This window comes from Halorientalis salina, from assembly GCF_005049285.1.
GTDB lineage: Archaea > Halobacteriota > Halobacteria > Halobacteriales > Haloarculaceae > Halorientalis > Halorientalis salina.
The window spans coordinates 309,446-328,232 of the sequence record NZ_SOSC01000001.1 but is presented as its reverse complement, the minus strand read 5'-3'; the positions used below and the strand labels follow the sequence as shown (position 1 = coordinate 328,232).

Genomic DNA, 18,787 nt, shown 5'->3' with positions numbered 1-18,787 from the left:
TGCGAACGGGAAGCAGTCACTCCAGTAGTTGCTTCGTCTGCCGGTGACGGTAGCGGAACATCGGTTCGAGGCCGACGACGGCGAGCGGTCCGAGCCGCCGACCGAGGCTCCCGAGCGGGAGTTGATACTCCACCCGGTCGTGCACGACGGTCTCGTCACCGTCCGCGTAAAACGAGTGGGTGTGCTGCCACTCCCGGAACGGCCCGCCCTCCATCTCGTCCGTGAACATCGCGGACCCGTCGCCCGCCTCCCGCTCGACGATGACCGAGGTCCAGCGCTGTTGGGGGGCAATCCCGAACGGCTTGATCGACGATTCGATACGCGACCCGACCGCCAGAATCCCCGGATCGGGGTCACCGTCAGGACCGACCACTGATTCGACGTCGAGGTTCATCCAGCTGGGCGTCAGTGCCTCTAATCCGCTGACTCGCGAGTGAAACTCCCAGACGTCGTCGAACGGCGCAGCGACTCGGACCTCGCGCTGGTAGACGGACATGGCAACTGCTAGGGGCGGTATCCGTAAAACGAACGTGGTACTGGCGAATCAGGACCGGGATCGACGGGCGGCTACGGGAACTGTCCGGCCTCTTTTGCGGCGTGGGCGACGCGTTCGATCGAGACGACGTAGGCGGCGGTTCGGTAGTTCGGGGCGTCCGTTCCCTCGTATCGGTCGGTCAGCGTATCGAACGCGTCACAGATGATCCGTTCCAGTTCCTCGTTGACGCGCTCTTCCGTCCAGTGGAACCGCTGGCGGTTCTGGACCCACTCGAAGTACGAGACGGTGACGCCGCCGGCGTTCGCGAGGATGTCGGGGAACACGGCCACGTCACGGTCCGTGAGCTCGTCGTCGGCGTCGGGGGTCAACGGACCGTTGGCTGCCTCGACGATGATGTCGGCCTCGACGTCCGCCGCGATGCTCGCGTCGATGGCGTTCTCCAGGGCTGCGGGAACGAGCAGGTCCACGTCGAGCGTGAGCAGTTCCCTGTTGGTGAGTTCCTTCGATGCGCCCCCGTAGCCCGAGAGCTGTCCGGTCGAGTTCTTGTGGGACCTGGCGTCTGCTATGTCCAGCCCGTCGGAATTGTAGATGGCGCCGCTCGAATCCGAGACGGCCACGATATTCGCGTTCAGTTCCTCGTCGATCAGCCCCGCGGCGACCGAACCGGCGTTACCGAAGCCCTGAACGGCGACGGTCGCCGATTCGACCTCTTTCCCGAGGTACTCGAAGGCCTCCCGGGCCGTGAGCATGACGGAGCGACCCGTCGCCTTCACTCGGCCGGCACTGCCGCCGCTGGTCGGAGCCTTGCCGGTCACGGTCCCCGGTGCCGTCGTGTTCTCCAGCGTCTCGTACGTGTCCTTGATCCAGTTCATCTCGCGCTGCCCGGTGTTGACGTCCGGGGCGGGGATGTCCTTGTCCGGGCCGATAATCGGCCGCAGTTCGGTCGCGTACGCCCGTGTGAGTCGCTCGATCTCGTTTGCCGAGTACTTGCGCGGGTCGATGACGATCCCCCCTTTGCCACCGCCGTAAGGAATATCGACTGTCGCGCTTTTGTACACCATCCAGCCGGAGAGCGCTTTCACTTCGTCGCGGGAGACGTTCGGGTGGTATCTGATGCCGCCCTTGTACGGTCCACGGTCGCCGTTGAACTGGGACCGGAACGCTTTGAACACCTCGATGGAGCCGTCGTCCATCTCGACCGAGAGGTTCGCCTCCAGGACGCGCTCCGGGTGTTTCAACCGCTCCAGAACGTCGGGAGCAACGTCAATGTAGGCGGCAGCGTCGTCGATCTGCTCCTGCAGACTCTCGAACGGGTTCACGTCGTCGCTCATGGCCGACCCATCACTGACTGTACTGATAAACGTAATGTCGAATTTATAATATACTTATATTAATAGACGCTTCGTCACTGGGTCTCGGCAACGCGAGCGCGTTCGAGGATGCGTTCGGCCTGTTTCACGAGCGGTGCGTCGATCATCTCGCCGTCGACAGTGAAGACGCCGCGTCCCTCGGCCTCGGCCGCGGCCTTCGCGTCCATCACCCGTTCGGCCCAGTCGACCTGGTCGTCGGTAGGGGTGAACGCGTCGTTGATGACGGGGACCTGGGCCGGGTGGATCGCCATTTTGCCATCGTATCCGAGTTCGATGGCGAAGTCGGTCGCCTCGCGGAGTCCCTCCGTGTCCTCGATGTCGGCGTGGATCGTATCGATCGCGTCGACACCGGCGGCACTGGCAGCCAGGACGACGCGTTCCCGGGCGTAGAGTACCTCGGTTCCCGCCTCGGTTCGGGTCGCCCCGATATCTGCGGCGAGATCCTCGGCACCGAACGCGACGGCGGTCGTCGCGGCCGACGCGGCGATCTCCTCGGCGTTGAGGACGCCGGCAGCCGACTCGATGATGGGGACGACCGGAAGCGAGACGTCGAAGTCCGCGAGCATGGACGCGATCTCAGCCACGTCGTCGGCCCCGGACGCTTTCGGGAGCATCACGCTGTCGATACGTGGCGTCCCGTCGAGAACGGTGTCGAGGTCTTCGGTGGCAGCGACCGACGGTGGTGTGACGCGGACGCAGACTTCACACTCGGGATCGAACGACTCGTCGGTGAGCACGTCGTTGACGGCCGATCGTGCGTGGGATTTCCGATCCGGCGAGACGGCGTCTTCGAGATCGAAAACGACGACGTCAGCTCCAGTTCCGGGCGCTTTGCGCATGAGGTCCGGCTGGTCTCCTGGAGAGAACAGAACGCTTCGTCGGGCCATGGCGACTCATACGTCGCCAGAAACGTGACGTTTCCGGGACAGTCGTCGGTTTCGAAGCCGACGGACCCCACTGTCCGATACCAATAGAACGATATTTTGATTCCGACCTGAAGGCTGAACCCCGATACGACGAGTTAGGTAGCCATTAACACCGCGCTACCCATCATGAATCGTCGTGCTATTGGAACGGGTCCGCTAGGTACTATTGGCCGACAGATCGACCGAAGGACCTCGTTTATGCTGGCTCCTCCCGAGAACGGGTATGTTAATGTATCCTTACGATCCGGCTGGTCGACGCCGTTCGTGTCGTGTCGACAACCTGAGCGGTACCCAACATTGATTTACTCGCTGGATATAACGTAGGCAGTATGGTGAACAAAACGGCACTCGCCGTCCTCGGGGTCATCGTCCTCGTTTCGATGGGTGTCGGTATCCTCATCGGAATGCAACTCGGTGGACCGACCAACAACCAGGCGAGTGATGGCGGCGGTAGCGGAACCAACGGCGGTAACGGAAACGGCGGGGACAACGGGGACAGCGGCAGTCCGACCCCGATCCCCGGCGGTGAAACGGAGGTGCCGACCTCGACTGCCGGTCCGAGTTCTCCATCGGTCACGGAGTCCGGGACGCCTGAACCGGGCGAAACGCGAACGGTCGTCGGATTCAGGCGGTACGACAGCGACGATATCGAGACCGAAATGGAGCGGTTCATCAACGAGTATCGGCAGTCGCGCGGCCTCGACCCGCTGAGCACCACCGGACTGACCGCCAAACGCGTCGACTGGATGGCGAGGAACCACAGCATCGCCATGGCAGCCGAGGGGAAAGCGATCCACAAAATCGACGGCCAGTCGAGCGCGGATCGATACCGTGAAGCTGATCTATACGGTGTCTGTCAGTTCCAGAAGGACGGCGGTGGTGCCACCATTTCTGTCGACAACGCCATGTTCGAGAACGTCGAGACCGTCTCCGCGGAGTATTACCTGAACGATACCACGATCGCGCGGGAGATCGTCGACCAGTGGACCAGCAACCAGTACCTTCGCACGCGACTCACCTACGAGAACGCGAATCAGATCGGCACCGGTGTCGAGATCACCGACTCCGGCGACGTGTACGCCACCGCGAACGTCTGCTGAACCACGAGCGACGTTTTCTTTCGTCCGTACTGTTGTCGATGACTGTTGTTACTCCAGTCGTACTGTCCATGTTGTCCGTCCAGATGTGTCTGTCCTCTGGACCGCCGTGTGGCGTGTCTGGACTGTTCGACATCCGAACCGGCGAACCGACCGAACAACGTGCAGAGGGCGATTGCAGTCGGACGTGACTGCTCAGCGATCGAGATAGAATACGTCGGTTTCCGAAGCGAGCCAGAACATCCAGTTCGTGTCTCTGCTTTCGACAGTGGTGACTGTCGAGTTCGCGAACACGAGTACCGGAAACGTAGAAACGGAGCGTTTAGTTACTGCTGGTCTTCGAGCCAGGTATCGACTTTCCACTCGCGGTACTCTTCCTGGGAGACGACTTCGACCTGTCCGAGCATGTCGGAGTGGCCGGAGCCACAGTACTCGGCGCAGTAGAGCTGGTGTTCACCGGTTTCGGTCGCTTTCGTCCTGATCTGGTTCCACTCGCCCGGGAACGCGTCCTGCTTGAGGCCGAGGCCCGGAGCGTGGAACGAGTGCAGCCAGTCGTTGGAGGTGATGTTCAGCGTGACCTCACGGTTCGCCGGCATTTTCATCGTCTCGGAGGAACTCACTGTCCCGTTCTGGATGGTCGCGTCCGAGATGGTGGCCGACTCGACGGTGACGTCCGAGAACGTCTCGGTCTCGTTTTCGGTCAACGAGTCGCGGGTCTCGTTATCGAGGCCCGTGACGACGCCGTTGAATAGCGTGCCGCTCTCGATCTTCTCGCCGGACACCTCCGCATCTTCGACCTGGATTCCGTCTCCAGAGGTGTTCGTTACGGTTGCCTCATCTAACGTGACGTTTTCGAGCGTCAGATCGGAGGCCGTGACTCCCTCAGCGTCGACCGAGTACTCGAAGTTCCAGACGTACTTCTGTCCGTACACCTCGATCTCCTCGACGTTGCCCGGCTCTTCGATCGCCTGTTGTGACCCGGCGGAAACGTAGGGGCTTCCGAGCACCTGGTAGGTCGCCACGCCGACGAAAAGCAGGATGATGGCGGTGGCGATCGTCCAGGTGATCTCCAGTCGGCGGTTCTCCTGGGTCGGTTTCGCCTCGTCGTTCTTGCTGAACTTCCAGACCGTGTAAATCAGGATCCCTTCGACGAGGACCGTGATGGGGACTGCAGCGTAGACGAGTTTCTCGTTCAGTCCCCAGATCAGTCCCTCGGTGATCGTCGACTCCGTCGACTGTGCTGTGGCCGGTTCGACCGCAGCCAGAAACAGGCCAAGGCCGAAAAGCCCCAGGAGCCCGGCACGCTTGCGGTTTAGCATTGTTCGGGCGTTAGGAATTCGGGCTTAAATAGCTGCTGTCTTCTCCCGAGGACCCCCTCCCTATAGCGGTTTCCACGAAGGTGTTCGGCAGCCTGCGCGGGTAAAGCGGGGGGCATAAGTGGTCGCGCTCCAAGATTCAGATAGTGAGAGAATCAGCCGTGTTCCAGCGCCTCCCCCGTCCACGGTTCGTGACTCTACTGGCCAGTACCGCGATGGGGGTCTATTTGCTGGTGGTACTCGGTGCGACGGCCGCGCTGACGGACGCCGCTGCGGCCTGCTCGAGTTGGCCCGTCTGTCACCGGACGCCCACGCTCTCGACGCCGACGCTACTGGTCGCGTGGACCCACCGGACCGTGGCGTCGCTGGTGGGCGTCCTCGCCGTCGTCACGGGAATCGTCGGCCTGCGACGAGCGGACGTTTCCACTCGTGTCAAGGCCGCGCTCGCCGCGTCGCTCGCGCTCTATCCCGTCCAGATCGCGATCGGCGCGTTCGTCGCACTCAACGGCGCTGCCGATCCGCTCCCGCTGGCACACCTCGTAACCGGGATGGCGATTTTCGCCGGGCTGACGCTGGCTCTGGCCTGGCACCTCGAACCCGAACACGAGCGAAACACGGCGACCAGAACGGCCGACCTGACCCTCGACGAGGAACCAGTGGCGACGGCGAACGAGGGCGAGGAGACGACCGAGGCGGTCCTGAACGCGGGCCCGCTCACGCGTGCGAAGTACATCGGGTTGGCGTACTTCCGGTTGATGAAACCGCGACTGATGTGGCTGCTCTGTCTCGTCGCGTCCGCGGGGATGGCCCTGGCAGCGGGGCCGGCGCTGACGGTCCGAACCGTCGTCCTCACGCTCGGTGGTGGTGTACTCGCGATCGGCGCGAGCGGGACCTTCAATCACGTCCTCGAACGGGAGAAAGACAAGCGGATGGACCGAACGAGCGACCGGCCCGTGGCGACCCACCAGATTCCGGTCCGGAACGCGGTCGCCTTCGGCCTGGCGCTGGCGGCCGTCTCCGTCGGCGTGTTCCTCCAGATCAATCCACTCGCGGCAGCGCTCGGGCTGTCGGCCATCCTGTTCTACAGCGTCATTTACACGCTGGTCCTCAAACCGAACACCGTCCAGAACACGGTCATCGGCGGGGCGGCGGGCGCGCTCCCTGCGCTCATCGGCTGGGCGGCCGTCACCGGGAAGATCGGACTCCCCGGGCTTGCACTCGCCGGCCTCATCTTCGTCTGGACGCCCGCGCACTTCTACAACCTCGCGCTGGCGTACAAGGACGATTACGAGGCGGGCGGCTTCCCGATGATGCCAGTCGTCCGCGGTGAGGCGACCACGCGCAAGCACATCCTGCTCTGGCTGTCGGCGACGCTGCTGGCCGCGACGGTCCTGGCGACGCTGACAGACCTGGGCTGGCTGTTCGCCGCGACGACGGTCTCGCTGGGCGGGGTCTTCCTGTGGGCAGTCATCAGGCTCCATCGCGAGCAGACCGAGGACGCGGCGTTCCGTGCGTTCCACGCCTCGAACGCCTACCTGGGTGCCGTGTTGGTAGCTGTCGTCGTCGACGCACTCGCGCTATGACAACTGACACAATCGCCGCTTCGCAATGGTACGACCGCTTGCGCCCCGACACGGAGACGCTGCTCTGGGTGGCTCTCGTCTGTAACTTCGAGTTGCTGCTCCTCAGCCTGTACGTCGTCGGGTTCGACGGTACGTTGACCAGTGCCGGTGCCGTCCGCTACTGGCTCTATCCGTTCGTCTGGATCAACGTCGGCCTCTGGGCCATCGTCCGGACCACACCCGCCGCCGCGAGCGCTCGCCACCGGCGCATCGGTCTGGTGCTCGCAGTGGGCTACTTCGCGGTGCTTGCGTACGTCGGCGGTCTGATCAACGGCCCGATGGGCGGGCCAATGGCGGGGTTCTCGGCCAGCTTCGACCTCCCGCCGGGATGGGGTCCGGCCCTGTTCTACAGCGGATCGCTGTTCACCGTCTCGATACTTCCGTTCAAGGCCGTCGGCTACGTCGCGCTGGCGTATCTGGTCTACGCGACGGTCCTCGACGCCGCCGGGTCGGCCGTGACGGGACTGCTCGGGTTGCTGTCCTGCGTCAGTTGCACCTGGCCGGTGCTGGCAGGCATCGCCACGGGCGTCTTCGGCAGCGGGACCGCGGTCGCGAGCGCCGTCTACTCCCAGTCCTACGGGCTCTCGACGATCGTGTTCGTGGTGACGGTCGGCCTGCTGTACTGGCGGCCGTTCGGTCAGTAGGAGGGTTCAAACCTGCGCCACTCCATGCCTCTCGTATGACCACCGTCGAAATCGAGTACTGTGTTCCCTGTGGCTTCCTCGACCGCGCCGAAACCGTCCAGCACGCGCTCCTGACGACGTTCGGCGAACAACTCGACGCGGTGACGCTGAAAACCGGCGACAACGGGGTGTTCACGGTGAGCGTCGGCGGGGAGACGGTGTTCGACAAACACGAGGACGCGTACGACGTGGACGACATCGTTCGGCAGGTTCGCACGTTCGTCTGAACACGGGACGTACCGGTGCTTTTTGACGGTCCCGGCAGAGAACCGATACGTGACTCCCGGCGTCGCCGTCGATCTGGCCGTCGTCCTCGTGACCATCGTCGGGTTGTATTTCGGGGCCGACCTGCTCGTCACGGGGGCAGTCGCGGTGAGCGACCGGCTCGGCCTGTCCGGGCTCGTCGTCGGCCTCACCGTCGTCGCCGTCGGCACCTCGATGCCGGAACTGGTCGTCACGTTCGACGCCGCCGTCGAGGGACAACCGGCCATCGCGGTGGGCAACGTCGTCGGGTCGAACGTGTTCAACCTGGGGATCATTCTCGGTGGCGTGGCGCTCTCCGGTCGGCTTCCGATCCCGCGCCGGGTCGTGAGCCGCGACGGCCTCGTCCTTCTGGCTGCCGGCACGCTGACGACCGCGTTCTTCCTCGACCTGCGATTCGGTCGGCTCGAAGGCGCGGTCCTGGTCTGTCTGTGGATCGGATATATCGGCGTGCTGTTGCGAGGGAACCGGGACCGAACACCGACGGCGACGGCCGACGCCGTGCCCGGGCCGGTCGCTGCCGACCCCCGGGAGCCGTGGCTGCTGTCCGCCCTGAAACTCCTCGGGGGACTCGTCGCCGTCGTGGGGAGTGCGCACTTTCTCGTGGGGTCTGCAGCCAACCTCGCACGGACAGTCGGGCTCTCGGAGTGGGCTATCGGGAACACCGTCGTCGCCATCGGGACCTCGACGCCGGAACTGGCGACGGCAGTGGTCGCAACGACGCGCGGGCAACGGGACGTCTCGGCGGGAAGCCTCGTCGGCAGCGATCTCACCAACCTCACGCTCGGACTCGGCGGTGCGGCAGTCCTGGCACCGCTGTCGGTCGGGAGCCAGGGTCCCGGTCGGGATCGGGTTGCTGGCGGTCTCCGTGGCCGTCGTCGTCCTCCTGGCCTGGACCGACGCTGCGTTGTCGCGCGCGGAAGGAGCTGTCCTGATCGCGTTCGCGGTCGGCCGGTGGGCGGTCGCGGTGGTCTGAACCGAATCCCTTACGCCGGTCCCGGTCACGTCTCCGGACATGGCAGACACCGTCGTCGCCGAGGACGTCCGCCGGGTCTACGGCGACACCGTCGCAGTCGATGGCGTCTCGCTCTCGGTCGGCGAGGGCGAGGTGTTCGCGCTCATCGGCCCGAACGGGGCCGGAAAGACGACGCTGGTTCGTGCGTTGCTCGGAACGACTGACGCCGAGGGGACGGTTCGCGTGTTCGGTCAGGACCCCCGCGACGTCGACCGCGCTCGCATCGGACTGCTCCCCCAGAGTTTCGATCCGCCGGCGCGACTGACCGCGCGCGAACTCGTCGAGTACTACGGCGGCCTGTACGACGACTCGCGACCGGTCGAGGACGTGCTGGCCGACGTGGGGCTCGCCGACGACGCCGACACCTGGTACGAGAACCTCTCGGGCGGCCAGCAGCGCCGGACCTGTCTCGCGACGACGCTGGTCAACGATCCGGACCTGCTCGTCCTCGACGAGCCGACTACGGGTATCGACCCGGCCGGCCGCCGCGCGGTCTGGCGACTCATCGAGGACCTGGCCGCCGGGGGGACGACGGTCTTTCTGACGACCCACTACATGGCCGAAGCGGAACGGCTGGCCGACCGCGTCGGCCTGCTCGCCGACGGGCGACTCGTCGCCTGCGACTCGCCGGCCTCGTTGATCGAAACCCACGGCGGGGACAGTCGGCTGGTCGTCGAGACCGACGCCGACCCGTCGGTCACGAACGCGCTCGGCTACCCCGCCAAGATGGCGGACGGACAGCTCACCGTCTACGACGTGCCGCCCGAGGCCATCGGCGATATCGTTTCGACCCTGGAATCTCAGGGGGCGACCTACGACGCGCTGAACTGGACCGAACCGGACCTGGAGAACGTGTATCTCGACCTGACCGGGCAGGCGGTCACCGCCAGCGGGGACCCCGTTACGGCCGGCGAGACGCCCCTGGCCGACGGCGGACGAGTCCAGAACGGGGCCGACGATGACACCCACCAGGGGGCCCAACGATGAGCGCACCCGGCCGGATCGGGGCGGCGTTCGTCGCGGCCTGGTACTCCTTCCTGCGCCGTCGAACGGCGGTCTTTTTCACCTTCTTCTTCCCGGTCATCATCATCCTCATCTTCGGCGCAGTGGTCCAGACGGAACCGACCGGGAGCGGGCTGTTCTCCGAACCGGCGGGGTACTACGTCCCCGGCTATCTGGCCGTCGTCGTCCTCTTCACCCCGCTCTCACGGGTGGGGAGCGAGGTCGCGCGCCACCGCGAGGGCAACCAGTTCGAGAAGCTGGCGACGACGCCGCTCTCCCGGTGGGAGTGGCTGCTGGCACAGACGCTCGTCAACGTCGTCGTCATCGGCCTGGCCGGGATACTGCTGCTCGGCCTCATCGTCCTCGTGACCGGCGCGGAGATCACGTTCTCGCCGCTGCTCGTTCCGTTCGTCGGCCTCGGCGTCGCGCTGTTTTGCGGCCTCGGCGCGATGCTCGGGAGCTTCGCGGACTCACAGGACGGCGTCATCGCGGCGAGCAACGCGCTCGCCCTGCCCTTGCTCTTCCTCTCGGAGACGTTCGTCGCGCCGGCGATGCTCCCGGCGTGGCTCCCCACGGAGCTCTCGCCGCTGACGTACTTCGCCAGAGGAGTTCGGTGGGTGACCTACGAGGCCGGCACCGAGCCGTTCCTCGGGATGGCCCCGCCCGGACCGCTCTTCTATCTGGGCGCGCTCGCCGGACTGACGCTCGTGTTCTTCGCCGGCGGTGCGGCGGCTCTGCCGCGAACGGACTGACGCTCGGGGGCGCGCGTGGTCGCGGTCAGTCGCCGTGGCAACCGGGACCTCACTCCGTCGTGATCTCGAACCGCGCCCCGCCGGCCTCGCCGTCGGTGGCGGTGATCTCCCAGCCGTGGCCCTCGACGATGTCGCTCACGATGGAGAGTCCCAGTCCGGTGCCGTCGTCGCTGGTCGTGTACCCGCGATCGAACACCGCGTCGCGCTCGTCGTCGGGGATGCCACTGCCGTCGTCTTCGACGTAGAACCCGTCCGGAAGCGTGCCGACCCGGACGGTCGGGGGCGCGGTGTTGTGGTCGGTGGCGTTGCGAAACAGGTTCTCGAAGACGTTCCGGAGCCGGGACGGGTCGGCCGCGACGGTCGTGTCCGGGGGCAAGTCGCTGTGCAGGGTGGCCCCGTCGGTCTCTGCCGTGTCCCAGGCCTCCGCGACGAGACTGGGCAGATCGACCGGTTCGGTGTCTTCGACGTCCGCCCCAGCCCTGGCCACCGTCAGCATGTCGTCGATCATCCTTTCCATCCGGTCGAGGTTCCGTTCGACCGCCGCGGCGTGTTCCTCGGTCGCCTCGTCCCGGATGATATCGAACCGGAGTTGGGCCGCGTTCAGCGGGTTCCGCAGGTCGTGAGAGATCATCGACGCGAACTGCTCGAGGCGCTCGTTCTGTCGCTCGAGTTGCTGCTCGTGTTCTTTGAGCCGTGTGACCTCCCGGAGAACCACGAGCCGTCCGCGCTCGTTGCCCCGGGCGTCGGTGAGCCGCGACACGTCCGGCACGAAGTGTCGGTCCCGGCCGTCGCGGGTGACGGTCACGTGCGTCTCGTCGTCCACGCTCTGCCAGGCACGGTCCGGGAGGAACTCCGACGCCTGTACACCCGTGTATTCCGATTCGACCTCGGCGAGCGCCCGGGCGGCCGCGTTGCTGTCGATGACCTGCCCCTGCTCGTCGAGGGTGAGCATGGGGTCGTGCATGGTCGCGACGAGTTCCTTTCGGGCGATCGGCACGATATCCAGGAAATCACTCCGGAAGAGCGCCCAGGTGACGATGAACACCATCCCGACGAAGCTGAACGGGGACAGGCTGACCTCGGGAAACGCGAACACGCTGATGGACGAGAGCAGGACGATCGGCAGCGTACTCGCCAGTAGGAACACACTCTGTTTCCGGCGAACGCCGCCAGCGGTGAGCACCTCGGTGAGGAGGACGAGGAAGCCGACGGAGAAGAACGTGTAGCCGACGACGACGAACACCCAGAACGCGGGACCGACGTCAGTCGACGCACTGGTCAGTGACGCCGATGGCGCTATCGACTGGTAGTAGAGCCCGTGGAACGGGTTTGTCCAGGCGACGAGTTGCTGCGGGACGACCCCCACCCCGAGCACCGCACCGACCGTCGACCGTGACGGGACGACGATGCCGGCGTACTCGGCCGCCATGAGGACCCAGCCGGTTCCGAGGACGCCTGCTCCCAGCGACGTGAGGTTCTCGCCCACGAACGCGGGTGTCCCCGTCGTCGCCATCGTGACGACAGCGGTGGCTACGCTCCAGACGGTGGCTCCGAACAGCAGGAGGACCAGCCCGGTCGCGCCGGGTTTATCACGGTTGTCCAGGACATACGGGAAGAGAAAGAGCGGGAGCAGTCCAGCGACGATGTAGAGGCCGACGAGCCAGACCCGAACCGAGGCCATGTGCGTGACCGAACCTGGCCGCGCGTATTTTTATGTTTGTCTGTTCGACCGTCCCTCCCTCACTCCCGGTCGAGGAGCGGCCGGGTGGAGAGAAGCAGGAGGGCCAGACCGGCGCTGTGGCCCCGTGGCGTCCACATGTAGACGTGGTTGAGCAGAATGTACGTGATGACGCCGAGCGCGAGCGAGAGGCCCCAGGCGGCCACGGCGATGCGGCCGACGCGGGCGTGGACGGTCTCACGGAGTTCCTCCGGCGAGTGGGTCAACCCCAGGACGACGGCGTGGAGGACGACCGGCACGGCCAGGGCCGACAGCAGGATGTGAACGGCGAGCATAATCAGGTAGGTGTAGTAGACCGCACCCTCTGCGAGGATGGCCTTCTCGAACCCGCCGCCGACCTTCAGGAGGTACAGCACGAGGAAGACCATGATGAGCGCGAAGGCGGTGAGCATCGCGGCGCGGTGTTTGCGGACCTCGCCCCGTTTGATGAAGTAGACGCCGGTCAGGATCGCCGCCAGCGCCAGGGTGTTGACGACGGCGATGGCGTCGCCCAGGAAGATGACGGCGTCGCGGCTGATCGTCGGAAAGGGGAGCAGGCCGCCGAAGGCACCGACGACGAGCGCGTATCCGAGAACGGAGAGGACGGCGGTTACGGCGCGGGGGTGTGACTTCGGCCAACTTTGGGGTTCATCGGCGACAGCCATACGGGGTTCTGTGGACGGCACGCCCATCAGTCCGTCGGGTTCGGATCGGTCGGGGACGGCAACGGCAAGAGTGAAAGCCCACAACGTGCTACAAACCCGCATGAGCGCTGACCAGGAGCAGCGGACCATCCGATGTCTCGTCGGCAAAGTCGGGTTAGACGGTCACGACCGCGGGGCACACGTCATCGCGCGCGCCTTCCGCGACGCGGGATTCGAGGTCATCTACTCGGGGCTACACAAGGCACCCGACGAAGTGGTCCAGGCCGCAGTCCAGGAAGACGTCGACGTACTCGGCATCTCGATCCTCTCGGGTGCCCACAACACGCTGGTGCCGCGGATCATGGAGGGACTCGAGGAGTACGGCGCGCTCGACGACACGCTGGTGCTCGTCGGCGGGATCATTCCCGACGAGGACCGCGACGAGTTACTCGACTCGGGCGTGGCCCGCATCTTCGGACCCGGCGCGTCGATGGACGAGATCATCGAGTTCGTCCGTGAGAACGCACCGGAGCGATGACGGACGAACTGATCGAGGCCCTGCTCGCGGGCGAACACAGAGCCCTGGCTCGCACGATCACGAAGATCGAGGACCGCGCGCCCGGCTATCGGGAACTGGTCTCGCGGCTCCACGAACACACCGGCGACGCGGACGTCATCGGCGTCACGGGCAGCCCTGGTGCCGGCAAGTCCACGCTGGTCGACAAACTCGCCGAAGCCTACCGCGAGCAGGGACTCACCGTCGGCGTCATCGCCATCGATCCGTCCTCGCCCTTTACCGGCGGGGCGGTGCTCGGTGACCGAATCCGAATGGCCTCGAACACCGGCGACATGGACGTGTTCTTCCGGTCGATGTCGGCCCGCGGATCGCTCGGCGGGCTCTCGACGGCCACGACGGACGCCGTCAAGGCCCTCGACGCGTTCGGGAAGGACAAAGTCATCATCGAGACGGTGGGGGCCGGCCAGAACGAGGTCGACATCGTCCGCACCGCCGACACCGTCGCGGTGCTGGTCCCGCCGGGCAGCGGCGACGACGTGCAGATGCTCAAGGCCGGCATCCTCGAAATCGCGGACCTGTTCGTCGTCAACAAGGCCGATCTGGACGGTGCCGATCGGACGGTCCACGAACTGCGCGAGATGATCGAGGGGCGACGCAACGAGGTCGCGGTCGCGACGGGGCACCACGGCGCGGTCGAGACGGAACCGGACGGCACGGACACCGACACCGACGGGGAGCACTCGTGGACGCCGCCCATCGTCGAGACGGTCGCCAAAACCGGCGAGGGCGTCGGCGAACTGTGCTCGGTGCTCGAGGACCACGCCGAGTACCTGACGGCGTCGGGACAGCTCGAAGCCAAGGCCCGCTCGCGGTACGCCGCCGAGATCCGGACGCTCCTCCGTGAGGACGCCAGCGACCTGCTGGCCGCGGAGGTCGATCGCCGTGGCGGCATCGAGGCGTTCGTCGACCGCGTCATGGACCGCGAGACCGATCCCTACGCCGTCTCCGACGAGATCCTCGCGCCGATCGAGGAGTGCGTTCGCGAACGACGTGACACGTAAGCCCTGTCGGTACGTGGACGCCCGATCGGTTCTCATATTGTGAAAACAGTGAATACCCAATTAGGTAATGAGCGAATAGATCCAGTGAAGTAACGGCCTGAAACCAAATGCCTGTGACGTAGCTGTCCACAACGTATGCAAGACGACAACCCTCACGAACCCTGTTCACACGGACGGACGACCGGACCCTGCGAGCACGAAACGCGCGGAGCTTGTGGAACGACGCCGACGGCCGGACTCTCGCGGCGACGGCTGCTCGGCGGCGTCGCTGCCGGCGCGGCCCTGGCGCTAGCGGGTTGTTCGGAGACGACCGGCCCCGGCGGCGAGACGACGACTGCGGACCTGCCGGACGCGATCACCCTGACCACGGACGACGCCTGCGAGGTCTGTGGCATGATCATCCCGAACCACCCGGGACCGACCACCGAAATCTTCTATCCCGACAACGAGCCTTCCGGCCACGAGAACCCGGCGCGGTTCGACAGCACCTGGGAGGCGTTTCAGTACGACTTCGAGCGCCAGGACCGCGGCTGGGAGCGATCCGTCATGTACGTCACCGATTACTCGACAGTCGAGTACGACGTCTTCGAGGACGAGGGCACGACGATGATTTCGACGCATCCCGAAGCCGACGCCTTCACCACGGCCAGCGAGGTGACGTTCGTCGCCGGCTCGTCGGTCGAGGGCGCGATGGGTCAGGACCTCATCGCGTTCTCGGCCGACGACGACGCGGGGTCGTTCGCCGACGAATACGGGGGCGAGCGTGTGGCGGTCGAAGACGTGACACCGGAACTGATCGCCCAGCTCGGGATGTGAGGGATGGACGTCAAGTACGCGCTCGTCGCCCTGTTGGCCGTCCTGGCGGTGATGGCGACCGGGTTCACCGTCTCCCCGGACGTCGACCGGAGCGTGCAGCCAGTGCCGTTCGACGAGACGCTGCGGCTCGGCTTGTCGGGCGTGGACGTCCTCCAGGCCGAGGACGCTGGCTACAGCATCCCGCAGGCACAGGTGTTTTACACGCAGTATCAGTACGTCGTCGGCTACTACGGCGTCGACGCGGCGGCGGACCACCTGGCTGCCCGGGGAACTGCACGGCAGTTCGGGCGTCCGATCGAAGTACTGGTAACCGATTACACCGGCGCCAAACCGACCCTGGCGGCAGGTGACTATCTCGTCGCGAACAGCAGCATCAACATCTCGTGGGTCCCGGCGCGTCAGGCCCACTTCGTCGTCGAGAGCCGCGCCCGGACACCGGGTGGTCCAGCCGTCGTCCCCTTCTCGTCCCCGGACGCAGCGCGGTCGTTCGCAGACGAGTACGACGGCAGGGTCGTCGAGTGGAACGAACTGCTGGCTCGGACCGATACGCAACGCACGGATCCCGGGGAGCAACGCGACACCATCGTCAACAACCGCTCGGCGTGGGCTGACGAGAGCGTGCGGCGGACAGCCACGCTGGCCGACCGGCCGGTCTCCGTCGTCGTCGGCGAGGACGCGCCGAACCTGTCGACAGCCATCGAACGGGCGGAGCCGAACACGACCGTCCGATTGCCGCCGGGGACCTACGACGTGAACCTGACCGTCGACAAACCGGTGACGATCACGGGCGCGGGCAACGAGACTCATCTCAGGGGTCCGGGGACTGGGACGGTCCTGGAGATGCGAGCGTCGGGGTCGGCAGTCACCGACCTCCGCGTATCGGGAGTCGGGCCGAACGGGACGCGGTCGCTCGCGGAGGTGGGCGACGACTGGGACGAACGCATCCGGGTCGCCTACGGCCGCGGCGACTCGGCCATCAGGTTCGAGAACGCATCCGGGTCGCTCGTCTCGGGCGTCCACGTCGACACGCCGGCCACGGGGCTCATCGTCCACAACAGTTCCGGGACGGTGGTTCGCGACAGTACCGTGCGCGGCAGTGAGGAGTGGGTCGAGGGCTTCATGGGCGTGGTCGCGATGTACGATCCCATCGTGGTCCAGAACATCTCGGTTCAGGGCGGTCGAGACGGCGTCTACACCCACCGCACGCCGGGCATCGTCGTCAGGGACAACCGTATGGTGGACATGCGGTACGGCGTCCACGAGATGTACACCTCCGGGTCGGTGGTGGCGAACAACACCATGCGGGGGACGAACGCGGGCGTCATCGTCATGACGCGTCCCCGCGGGAACGTGCTCCTCGGGAACGACGTGCGCCGGAACGATATCGGACTCTCGATGTCCGGGTCCGCCTCCTACATCGCCGACAACGTGGTCGTCGACAACGGCATTGGAATCACCTTCGGCGCGGACCGGTCGGTCATTACGGGGAACGTCGTCGCCGGGAACGACCTCGGCTTGCGGGCGAGCACGCTGTTGCCCTCCAACGAGGTGGCCCGGAACGACATCGTCGACAACGAGGTTCAGGTGCAGCCCCTTCGCGGCCCGATTCGCCTGTGGACCGAGGACCGCGGTAACTACTGGGGGCCGCTTCCGGGCCGGGACGCGGACGGCGACGGGACCCTCGATGCGGCCTACTACCCGACCGATGACATCGAGGGGGCGCTCCTGAACGCGAGCGGGACGGTCACGCTCAGGGAGTCGCCCGCGGTCGGGATGATCCGGAACGTCCAGAGCGCCGTCCCCGGGCTCCGCGAAAGCGGCATCGTCGACACTGCAACGCTGGCACAACCGGTGAATCCGGAGCAACTATCGAAACTGAACGCAACACACCCATGACAGAGACAGTCGGACTCAGCGTCGAGGCAGTCACCGTCAGTTTCGGCGACCTCACCGTCATCGAGGACGTTACCTTCGGCGTCGACCCCGGGACCGTGACGTGTCTCATCGGCCCGAACGGCTCGGGCAAGACGACGATGCTGCGCGCAGTCGCGGGACTGCTGGTTCCCGACAGCGGCAGCGTCGACCGACCGTCGACCGGGACGCGTCCGGTCGGCTACCTCGCCCAGGCACCGGCGTTTCGCCCGCAGTTTACCGTCCGCGAGACGCTGTCGTTCTACGGCGACCTCGTGGGCGAGTCCGTCGACACCGAATCGGCCATGGACCGCGTCGGACTCAGTGGCGTCCCGGACCGGCGCGTCGAAGCCCTCTCGGGCGGTATGACGCGCCTGCTCGGCATCGCACAGGCGACCATCGGCGATCCGGGACTGCTGGTCCTCGACGAACCCTCCAGCGGCCTGGACCCGATGATGAGTCACCACATCACCGAGACCATCTCCGAACTCGCCGACGACGGCGCGGCCGTCATCGTCGCGACCCACGACCTCGGGGCCGTCTCGCGAATCGCCGACGACACCGTCCTGATCGACCGCGGGCAGATCGCTGCGACGGGCGCGCCCGACGAGTTGCTCGCGGAGACGGGCGCGGCTGACCTCGAAGACGCCATGTCAGCGCTCGTGAGCCATGAATCCGGCGAGGTGGCGACGCGAGTCGACGGGACGGGAGGGTCAGCGTGACCGTGCGCGAGGCCGGTCGGACCGCGCTGGTGTTCGCCCAGCGGGAGTTCCGCACGCTCCTGCGGACCCGGACCATCGCGGTGCTCGCAGCGGGCTATTTTCTGGTGATCGTCGGCCTGGTCGTCGCCGCCGGGACCGGCGGGTACCTTCCGCTCACGCTCGACCTGCTGCGACCGGTCGAGGTGCTCGTCCCGGTGCTGGCCTTTGCCTTCGGCTATCGGGCGATATTCGCCGACGCCCAGCGCGGCGAACTCGAAACGATACGGACCTATCCCGTCTCGCGGACCGCGTTCGTCGGCGGCGTCTATCTGGGCCGGCTCGCCGGGTTTCTCTGGGTCGTGCTGGCACCGCTGCTCGTGGGCGCTGTGCTCGTCGCGACCAGTCCGAGCGAACAGGTGACGGTCATCTCGGCCCACGAGACGGTCGACTCGCCGGCGATATACCTCCGGTTCGTCACACTGACCGCGGTGTTCGGGCTTGTGACGCTGGCCATCGCCACGGCCGTCTCGGCGGTCGCACGGTCCACCCGCGAGGCGCTGGCGCTGGTCACCGTCCTCTTTATCGCACTGGTCGTCGGATTCGACGCGACGATCGTCGCCGCACTCTCCGGCGGTATCATCTCGGCCGGACAGGTCGAACCGTTGCTAATATTCAGTCCCAACAGCGCGTTCCGGGGGCTGGTCCTCTCGGTCGCCGTGGGGGACGTGTACACGCGCGGTGCGATGGCTGGTTCACCGCTCGCGTATAGCATCGGTCTCGCGTCCTGGTTCGTCGTTTCGCTGGCGGCCGCGATGCGAACCGCCTGGCGGACGTAGGCCGTCCCGGCGGACGACCGGCCGGCGACACCAGAATATAAGCG

The 18,787-nt window shown here is 66.0% G+C and carries 18 protein-coding genes and 1 pseudogene; 13 read left to right on the top strand and 6 right to left on the bottom strand.

The features are described 5' to 3' along the window. Nucleotides 1–16: 16 nt before the first annotated feature. The 3 genes from E2481_RS01770 to E2481_RS01760 form a co-directional block, all read right to left on the bottom strand. Complete coding sequence (locus E2481_RS01770; RefSeq protein ID WP_136715405.1) at nucleotides 17–496, bottom strand: SRPBCC family protein; 480 nt, start codon at nucleotides 494–496, stop codon at nucleotides 17–19. Between the two features lie 71 nt (nucleotides 497–567). Further along, entirely contained in the window at nucleotides 568–1,827 is a 1,260-nt protein-coding gene (locus E2481_RS01765; protein ID WP_136715404.1) for a Glu/Leu/Phe/Val family dehydrogenase, read from the bottom strand. A gap of 74 nt (nucleotides 1,828–1,901) precedes the next feature. Beyond that, on the bottom strand, nucleotides 1,902–2,753 hold the full coding sequence (locus E2481_RS01760; protein WP_136715403.1) for an HpcH/HpaI aldolase/citrate lyase family protein: 852 nt from the start codon (nucleotides 2,751–2,753) through the stop codon (nucleotides 1,902–1,904). Nucleotides 2,754–3,121: 368 nt separating this feature from the next. Between E2481_RS01760 and E2481_RS01755 the strand changes: the two genes are divergently transcribed. Then, on the top strand, nucleotides 3,122–3,892 hold the full coding sequence (locus E2481_RS01755) for a CAP domain-containing protein (RefSeq protein WP_136715402.1): 771 nt from the start codon (nucleotides 3,122–3,124) through the stop codon (nucleotides 3,890–3,892). A 323-nt stretch (nucleotides 3,893–4,215) separates the two neighbouring features. Here E2481_RS01755 and E2481_RS01750 read toward each other — a convergent pair whose 3' ends face one another. Continuing rightward, nucleotides 4,216–5,208, bottom strand: coding sequence for a cytochrome c oxidase subunit II (locus E2481_RS01750; protein ID WP_250137694.1), 993 nt, complete (start codon nucleotides 5,206–5,208; stop codon nucleotides 4,216–4,218). A 212-nt stretch (nucleotides 5,209–5,420) separates the two neighbouring features. Here E2481_RS01750 and cyoE point away from each other — a divergent pair, with 212 nt between their 5' ends. The 6 genes and pseudogenes from cyoE (at nucleotide 5,421) to E2481_RS01720 (ending at nucleotide 10,540) form a co-directional block, all read left to right on the top strand. Then, nucleotides 5,421–6,788, top strand: a complete 1,368-nt coding sequence (gene cyoE, locus E2481_RS01745) for a heme o synthase (protein ID WP_250137721.1) — start codon at nucleotides 5,421–5,423, stop codon at nucleotides 6,786–6,788. Next, nucleotides 6,785–7,471, top strand: a complete 687-nt coding sequence (locus E2481_RS01740; protein ID WP_136715400.1) for a DUF7546 family protein — start codon at nucleotides 6,785–6,787, stop codon at nucleotides 7,469–7,471. Before cyoE ends, E2481_RS01740 begins: the two co-directional genes overlap by 4 nt. A 35-nt stretch (nucleotides 7,472–7,506) precedes the next feature. Then, the gene (locus E2481_RS01735) at nucleotides 7,507–7,737 is read left to right on the top strand and encodes a SelT/SelW/SelH family protein (RefSeq protein WP_136715399.1); all 231 of its coding nucleotides are present in this window, start codon (nucleotides 7,507–7,509) and stop codon (nucleotides 7,735–7,737) included. A 49-nt stretch (nucleotides 7,738–7,786) separates the two neighbouring features. Then, nucleotides 7,787–8,593 (top strand): annotated as a pseudogene (locus E2481_RS01730) (sodium:calcium antiporter); the annotation flags it as partial. A gap of 193 nt (nucleotides 8,594–8,786) precedes the next feature. Further along, on the top strand, nucleotides 8,787–9,773 hold the full coding sequence (locus E2481_RS18875; RefSeq protein WP_136715397.1) for an ABC transporter ATP-binding protein: 987 nt from the start codon (nucleotides 8,787–8,789) through the stop codon (nucleotides 9,771–9,773). Further along, complete coding sequence (locus E2481_RS01720; protein WP_136715396.1) at nucleotides 9,770–10,540, top strand: ABC transporter permease; 771 nt, start codon at nucleotides 9,770–9,772, stop codon at nucleotides 10,538–10,540. The genes E2481_RS18875 and E2481_RS01720 overlap by 4 nt, the downstream gene beginning before the upstream one ends. 49 nt (nucleotides 10,541–10,589) lie before the next feature. Here E2481_RS01720 and E2481_RS01715 read toward each other — a convergent pair whose 3' ends face one another. After that, entirely contained in the window at nucleotides 10,590–12,221 is a 1,632-nt protein-coding gene (locus E2481_RS01715; RefSeq protein WP_136715395.1) for a sensor histidine kinase, read from the bottom strand. 59 nt (nucleotides 12,222–12,280) lie between these two features. Further along, a complete protein-coding gene (locus tag E2481_RS01710; protein ID WP_136715394.1) occupies nucleotides 12,281–12,922 on the bottom strand; it encodes a DUF420 domain-containing protein in 642 nt (213 codons plus the stop codon). A gap of 100 nt (nucleotides 12,923–13,022) precedes the next feature. On the opposite strand from E2481_RS01710, the gene E2481_RS01705 reads away from it, so the two are divergent. The 6 genes from E2481_RS01705 (at nucleotide 13,023) to E2481_RS01680 (ending at nucleotide 18,743) form a co-directional block, all read left to right on the top strand. Beyond that, the gene (locus E2481_RS01705) at nucleotides 13,023–13,439 is read left to right on the top strand and encodes a cobalamin B12-binding domain-containing protein (RefSeq protein WP_136715393.1); all 417 of its coding nucleotides are present in this window, start codon (nucleotides 13,023–13,025) and stop codon (nucleotides 13,437–13,439) included. Next, complete coding sequence (gene meaB / locus E2481_RS01700; RefSeq protein ID WP_136715392.1) at nucleotides 13,436–14,479, top strand: methylmalonyl Co-A mutase-associated GTPase MeaB; 1,044 nt, start codon at nucleotides 13,436–13,438, stop codon at nucleotides 14,477–14,479. The genes E2481_RS01705 and meaB overlap by 4 nt, the downstream gene beginning before the upstream one ends. A gap of 135 nt (nucleotides 14,480–14,614) precedes the next feature. Continuing rightward, on the top strand, nucleotides 14,615–15,295 hold the full coding sequence (locus E2481_RS01695) for a nitrous oxide reductase accessory protein NosL (protein WP_136715391.1): 681 nt from the start codon (nucleotides 14,615–14,617) through the stop codon (nucleotides 15,293–15,295). A gap of 3 nt (nucleotides 15,296–15,298) precedes the next feature. Further along, on the top strand, nucleotides 15,299–17,191 hold the full coding sequence (locus E2481_RS01690) for a NosD domain-containing protein (RefSeq protein ID WP_136715390.1): 1,893 nt from the start codon (nucleotides 15,299–15,301) through the stop codon (nucleotides 17,189–17,191). Beyond that, nucleotides 17,188–17,928 (top strand): ABC transporter ATP-binding protein, encoded by a 741-nt coding sequence (locus E2481_RS01685; protein WP_136715389.1) that lies wholly within the window; start codon nucleotides 17,188–17,190, stop codon nucleotides 17,926–17,928. The genes E2481_RS01690 and E2481_RS01685 overlap by 4 nt, the downstream gene beginning before the upstream one ends. Continuing rightward, nucleotides 17,925–18,743 (top strand): ABC transporter permease, encoded by an 819-nt coding sequence (locus E2481_RS01680; protein ID WP_169302352.1) that lies wholly within the window; start codon nucleotides 17,925–17,927, stop codon nucleotides 18,741–18,743. Before E2481_RS01685 ends, E2481_RS01680 begins: the two co-directional genes overlap by 4 nt. Nucleotides 18,744–18,787 lie beyond the last annotated feature (44 nt).

What these genes read in the sequence shown, in the direction of transcription:
- E2481_RS01770 (WP_136715405.1), bottom strand. Translation starts at nt 496, where the DNA reads ATGTCCGTCTACCAGCGCGAGGTCCGAGTCGCTGCGCCGTTCGACGAC.
- E2481_RS01690 (WP_136715390.1), top strand. Translation starts at nt 15,299, where the DNA reads ATGGACGTCAAGTACGCGCTCGTCGCCCTGTTGGCCGTCCTGGCGGTG.
- E2481_RS01685 (WP_136715389.1), top strand. Translation starts at nt 17,188, where the DNA reads ATGACAGAGACAGTCGGACTCAGCGTCGAGGCAGTCACCGTCAGTTTC.
- E2481_RS01755 (WP_136715402.1), top strand. Translation starts at nt 3,122, where the DNA reads ATGGTGAACAAAACGGCACTCGCCGTCCTCGGGGTCATCGTCCTCGTT.
- E2481_RS01760 (WP_136715403.1), bottom strand. Translation starts at nt 2,753, where the DNA reads ATGGCCCGACGAAGCGTTCTGTTCTCTCCAGGAGACCAGCCGGACCTC.
- E2481_RS01710 (WP_136715394.1), bottom strand. Translation starts at nt 12,922, where the DNA reads ATGGCTGTCGCCGATGAACCCCAAAGTTGGCCGAAGTCACACCCCCGC.
- E2481_RS18875 (WP_136715397.1), top strand. Translation starts at nt 8,787, where the DNA reads ATGGCAGACACCGTCGTCGCCGAGGACGTCCGCCGGGTCTACGGCGAC.
- meaB (WP_136715392.1), top strand. Translation starts at nt 13,436, where the DNA reads ATGACGGACGAACTGATCGAGGCCCTGCTCGCGGGCGAACACAGAGCC.
- E2481_RS01715 (WP_136715395.1), bottom strand. Translation starts at nt 12,221, where the DNA reads ATGGCCTCGGTTCGGGTCTGGCTCGTCGGCCTCTACATCGTCGCTGGA.
- E2481_RS01720 (WP_136715396.1), top strand. Translation starts at nt 9,770, where the DNA reads ATGAGCGCACCCGGCCGGATCGGGGCGGCGTTCGTCGCGGCCTGGTAC.
- E2481_RS01695 (WP_136715391.1), top strand. Translation starts at nt 14,615, where the DNA reads ATGCAAGACGACAACCCTCACGAACCCTGTTCACACGGACGGACGACC.
- E2481_RS01765 (WP_136715404.1), bottom strand. Translation starts at nt 1,827, where the DNA reads ATGAGCGACGACGTGAACCCGTTCGAGAGTCTGCAGGAGCAGATCGAC.
- E2481_RS01705 (WP_136715393.1), top strand. Translation starts at nt 13,023, where the DNA reads ATGAGCGCTGACCAGGAGCAGCGGACCATCCGATGTCTCGTCGGCAAA.
- E2481_RS01740 (WP_136715400.1), top strand. Translation starts at nt 6,785, where the DNA reads ATGACAACTGACACAATCGCCGCTTCGCAATGGTACGACCGCTTGCGC.
- E2481_RS01735 (WP_136715399.1), top strand. Translation starts at nt 7,507, where the DNA reads ATGACCACCGTCGAAATCGAGTACTGTGTTCCCTGTGGCTTCCTCGAC.
- E2481_RS01750 (WP_250137694.1), bottom strand. Translation starts at nt 5,208, where the DNA reads ATGCTAAACCGCAAGCGTGCCGGGCTCCTGGGGCTTTTCGGCCTTGGC.
- cyoE (WP_250137721.1), top strand. Translation starts at nt 5,421, where the DNA reads ATGGGGGTCTATTTGCTGGTGGTACTCGGTGCGACGGCCGCGCTGACG.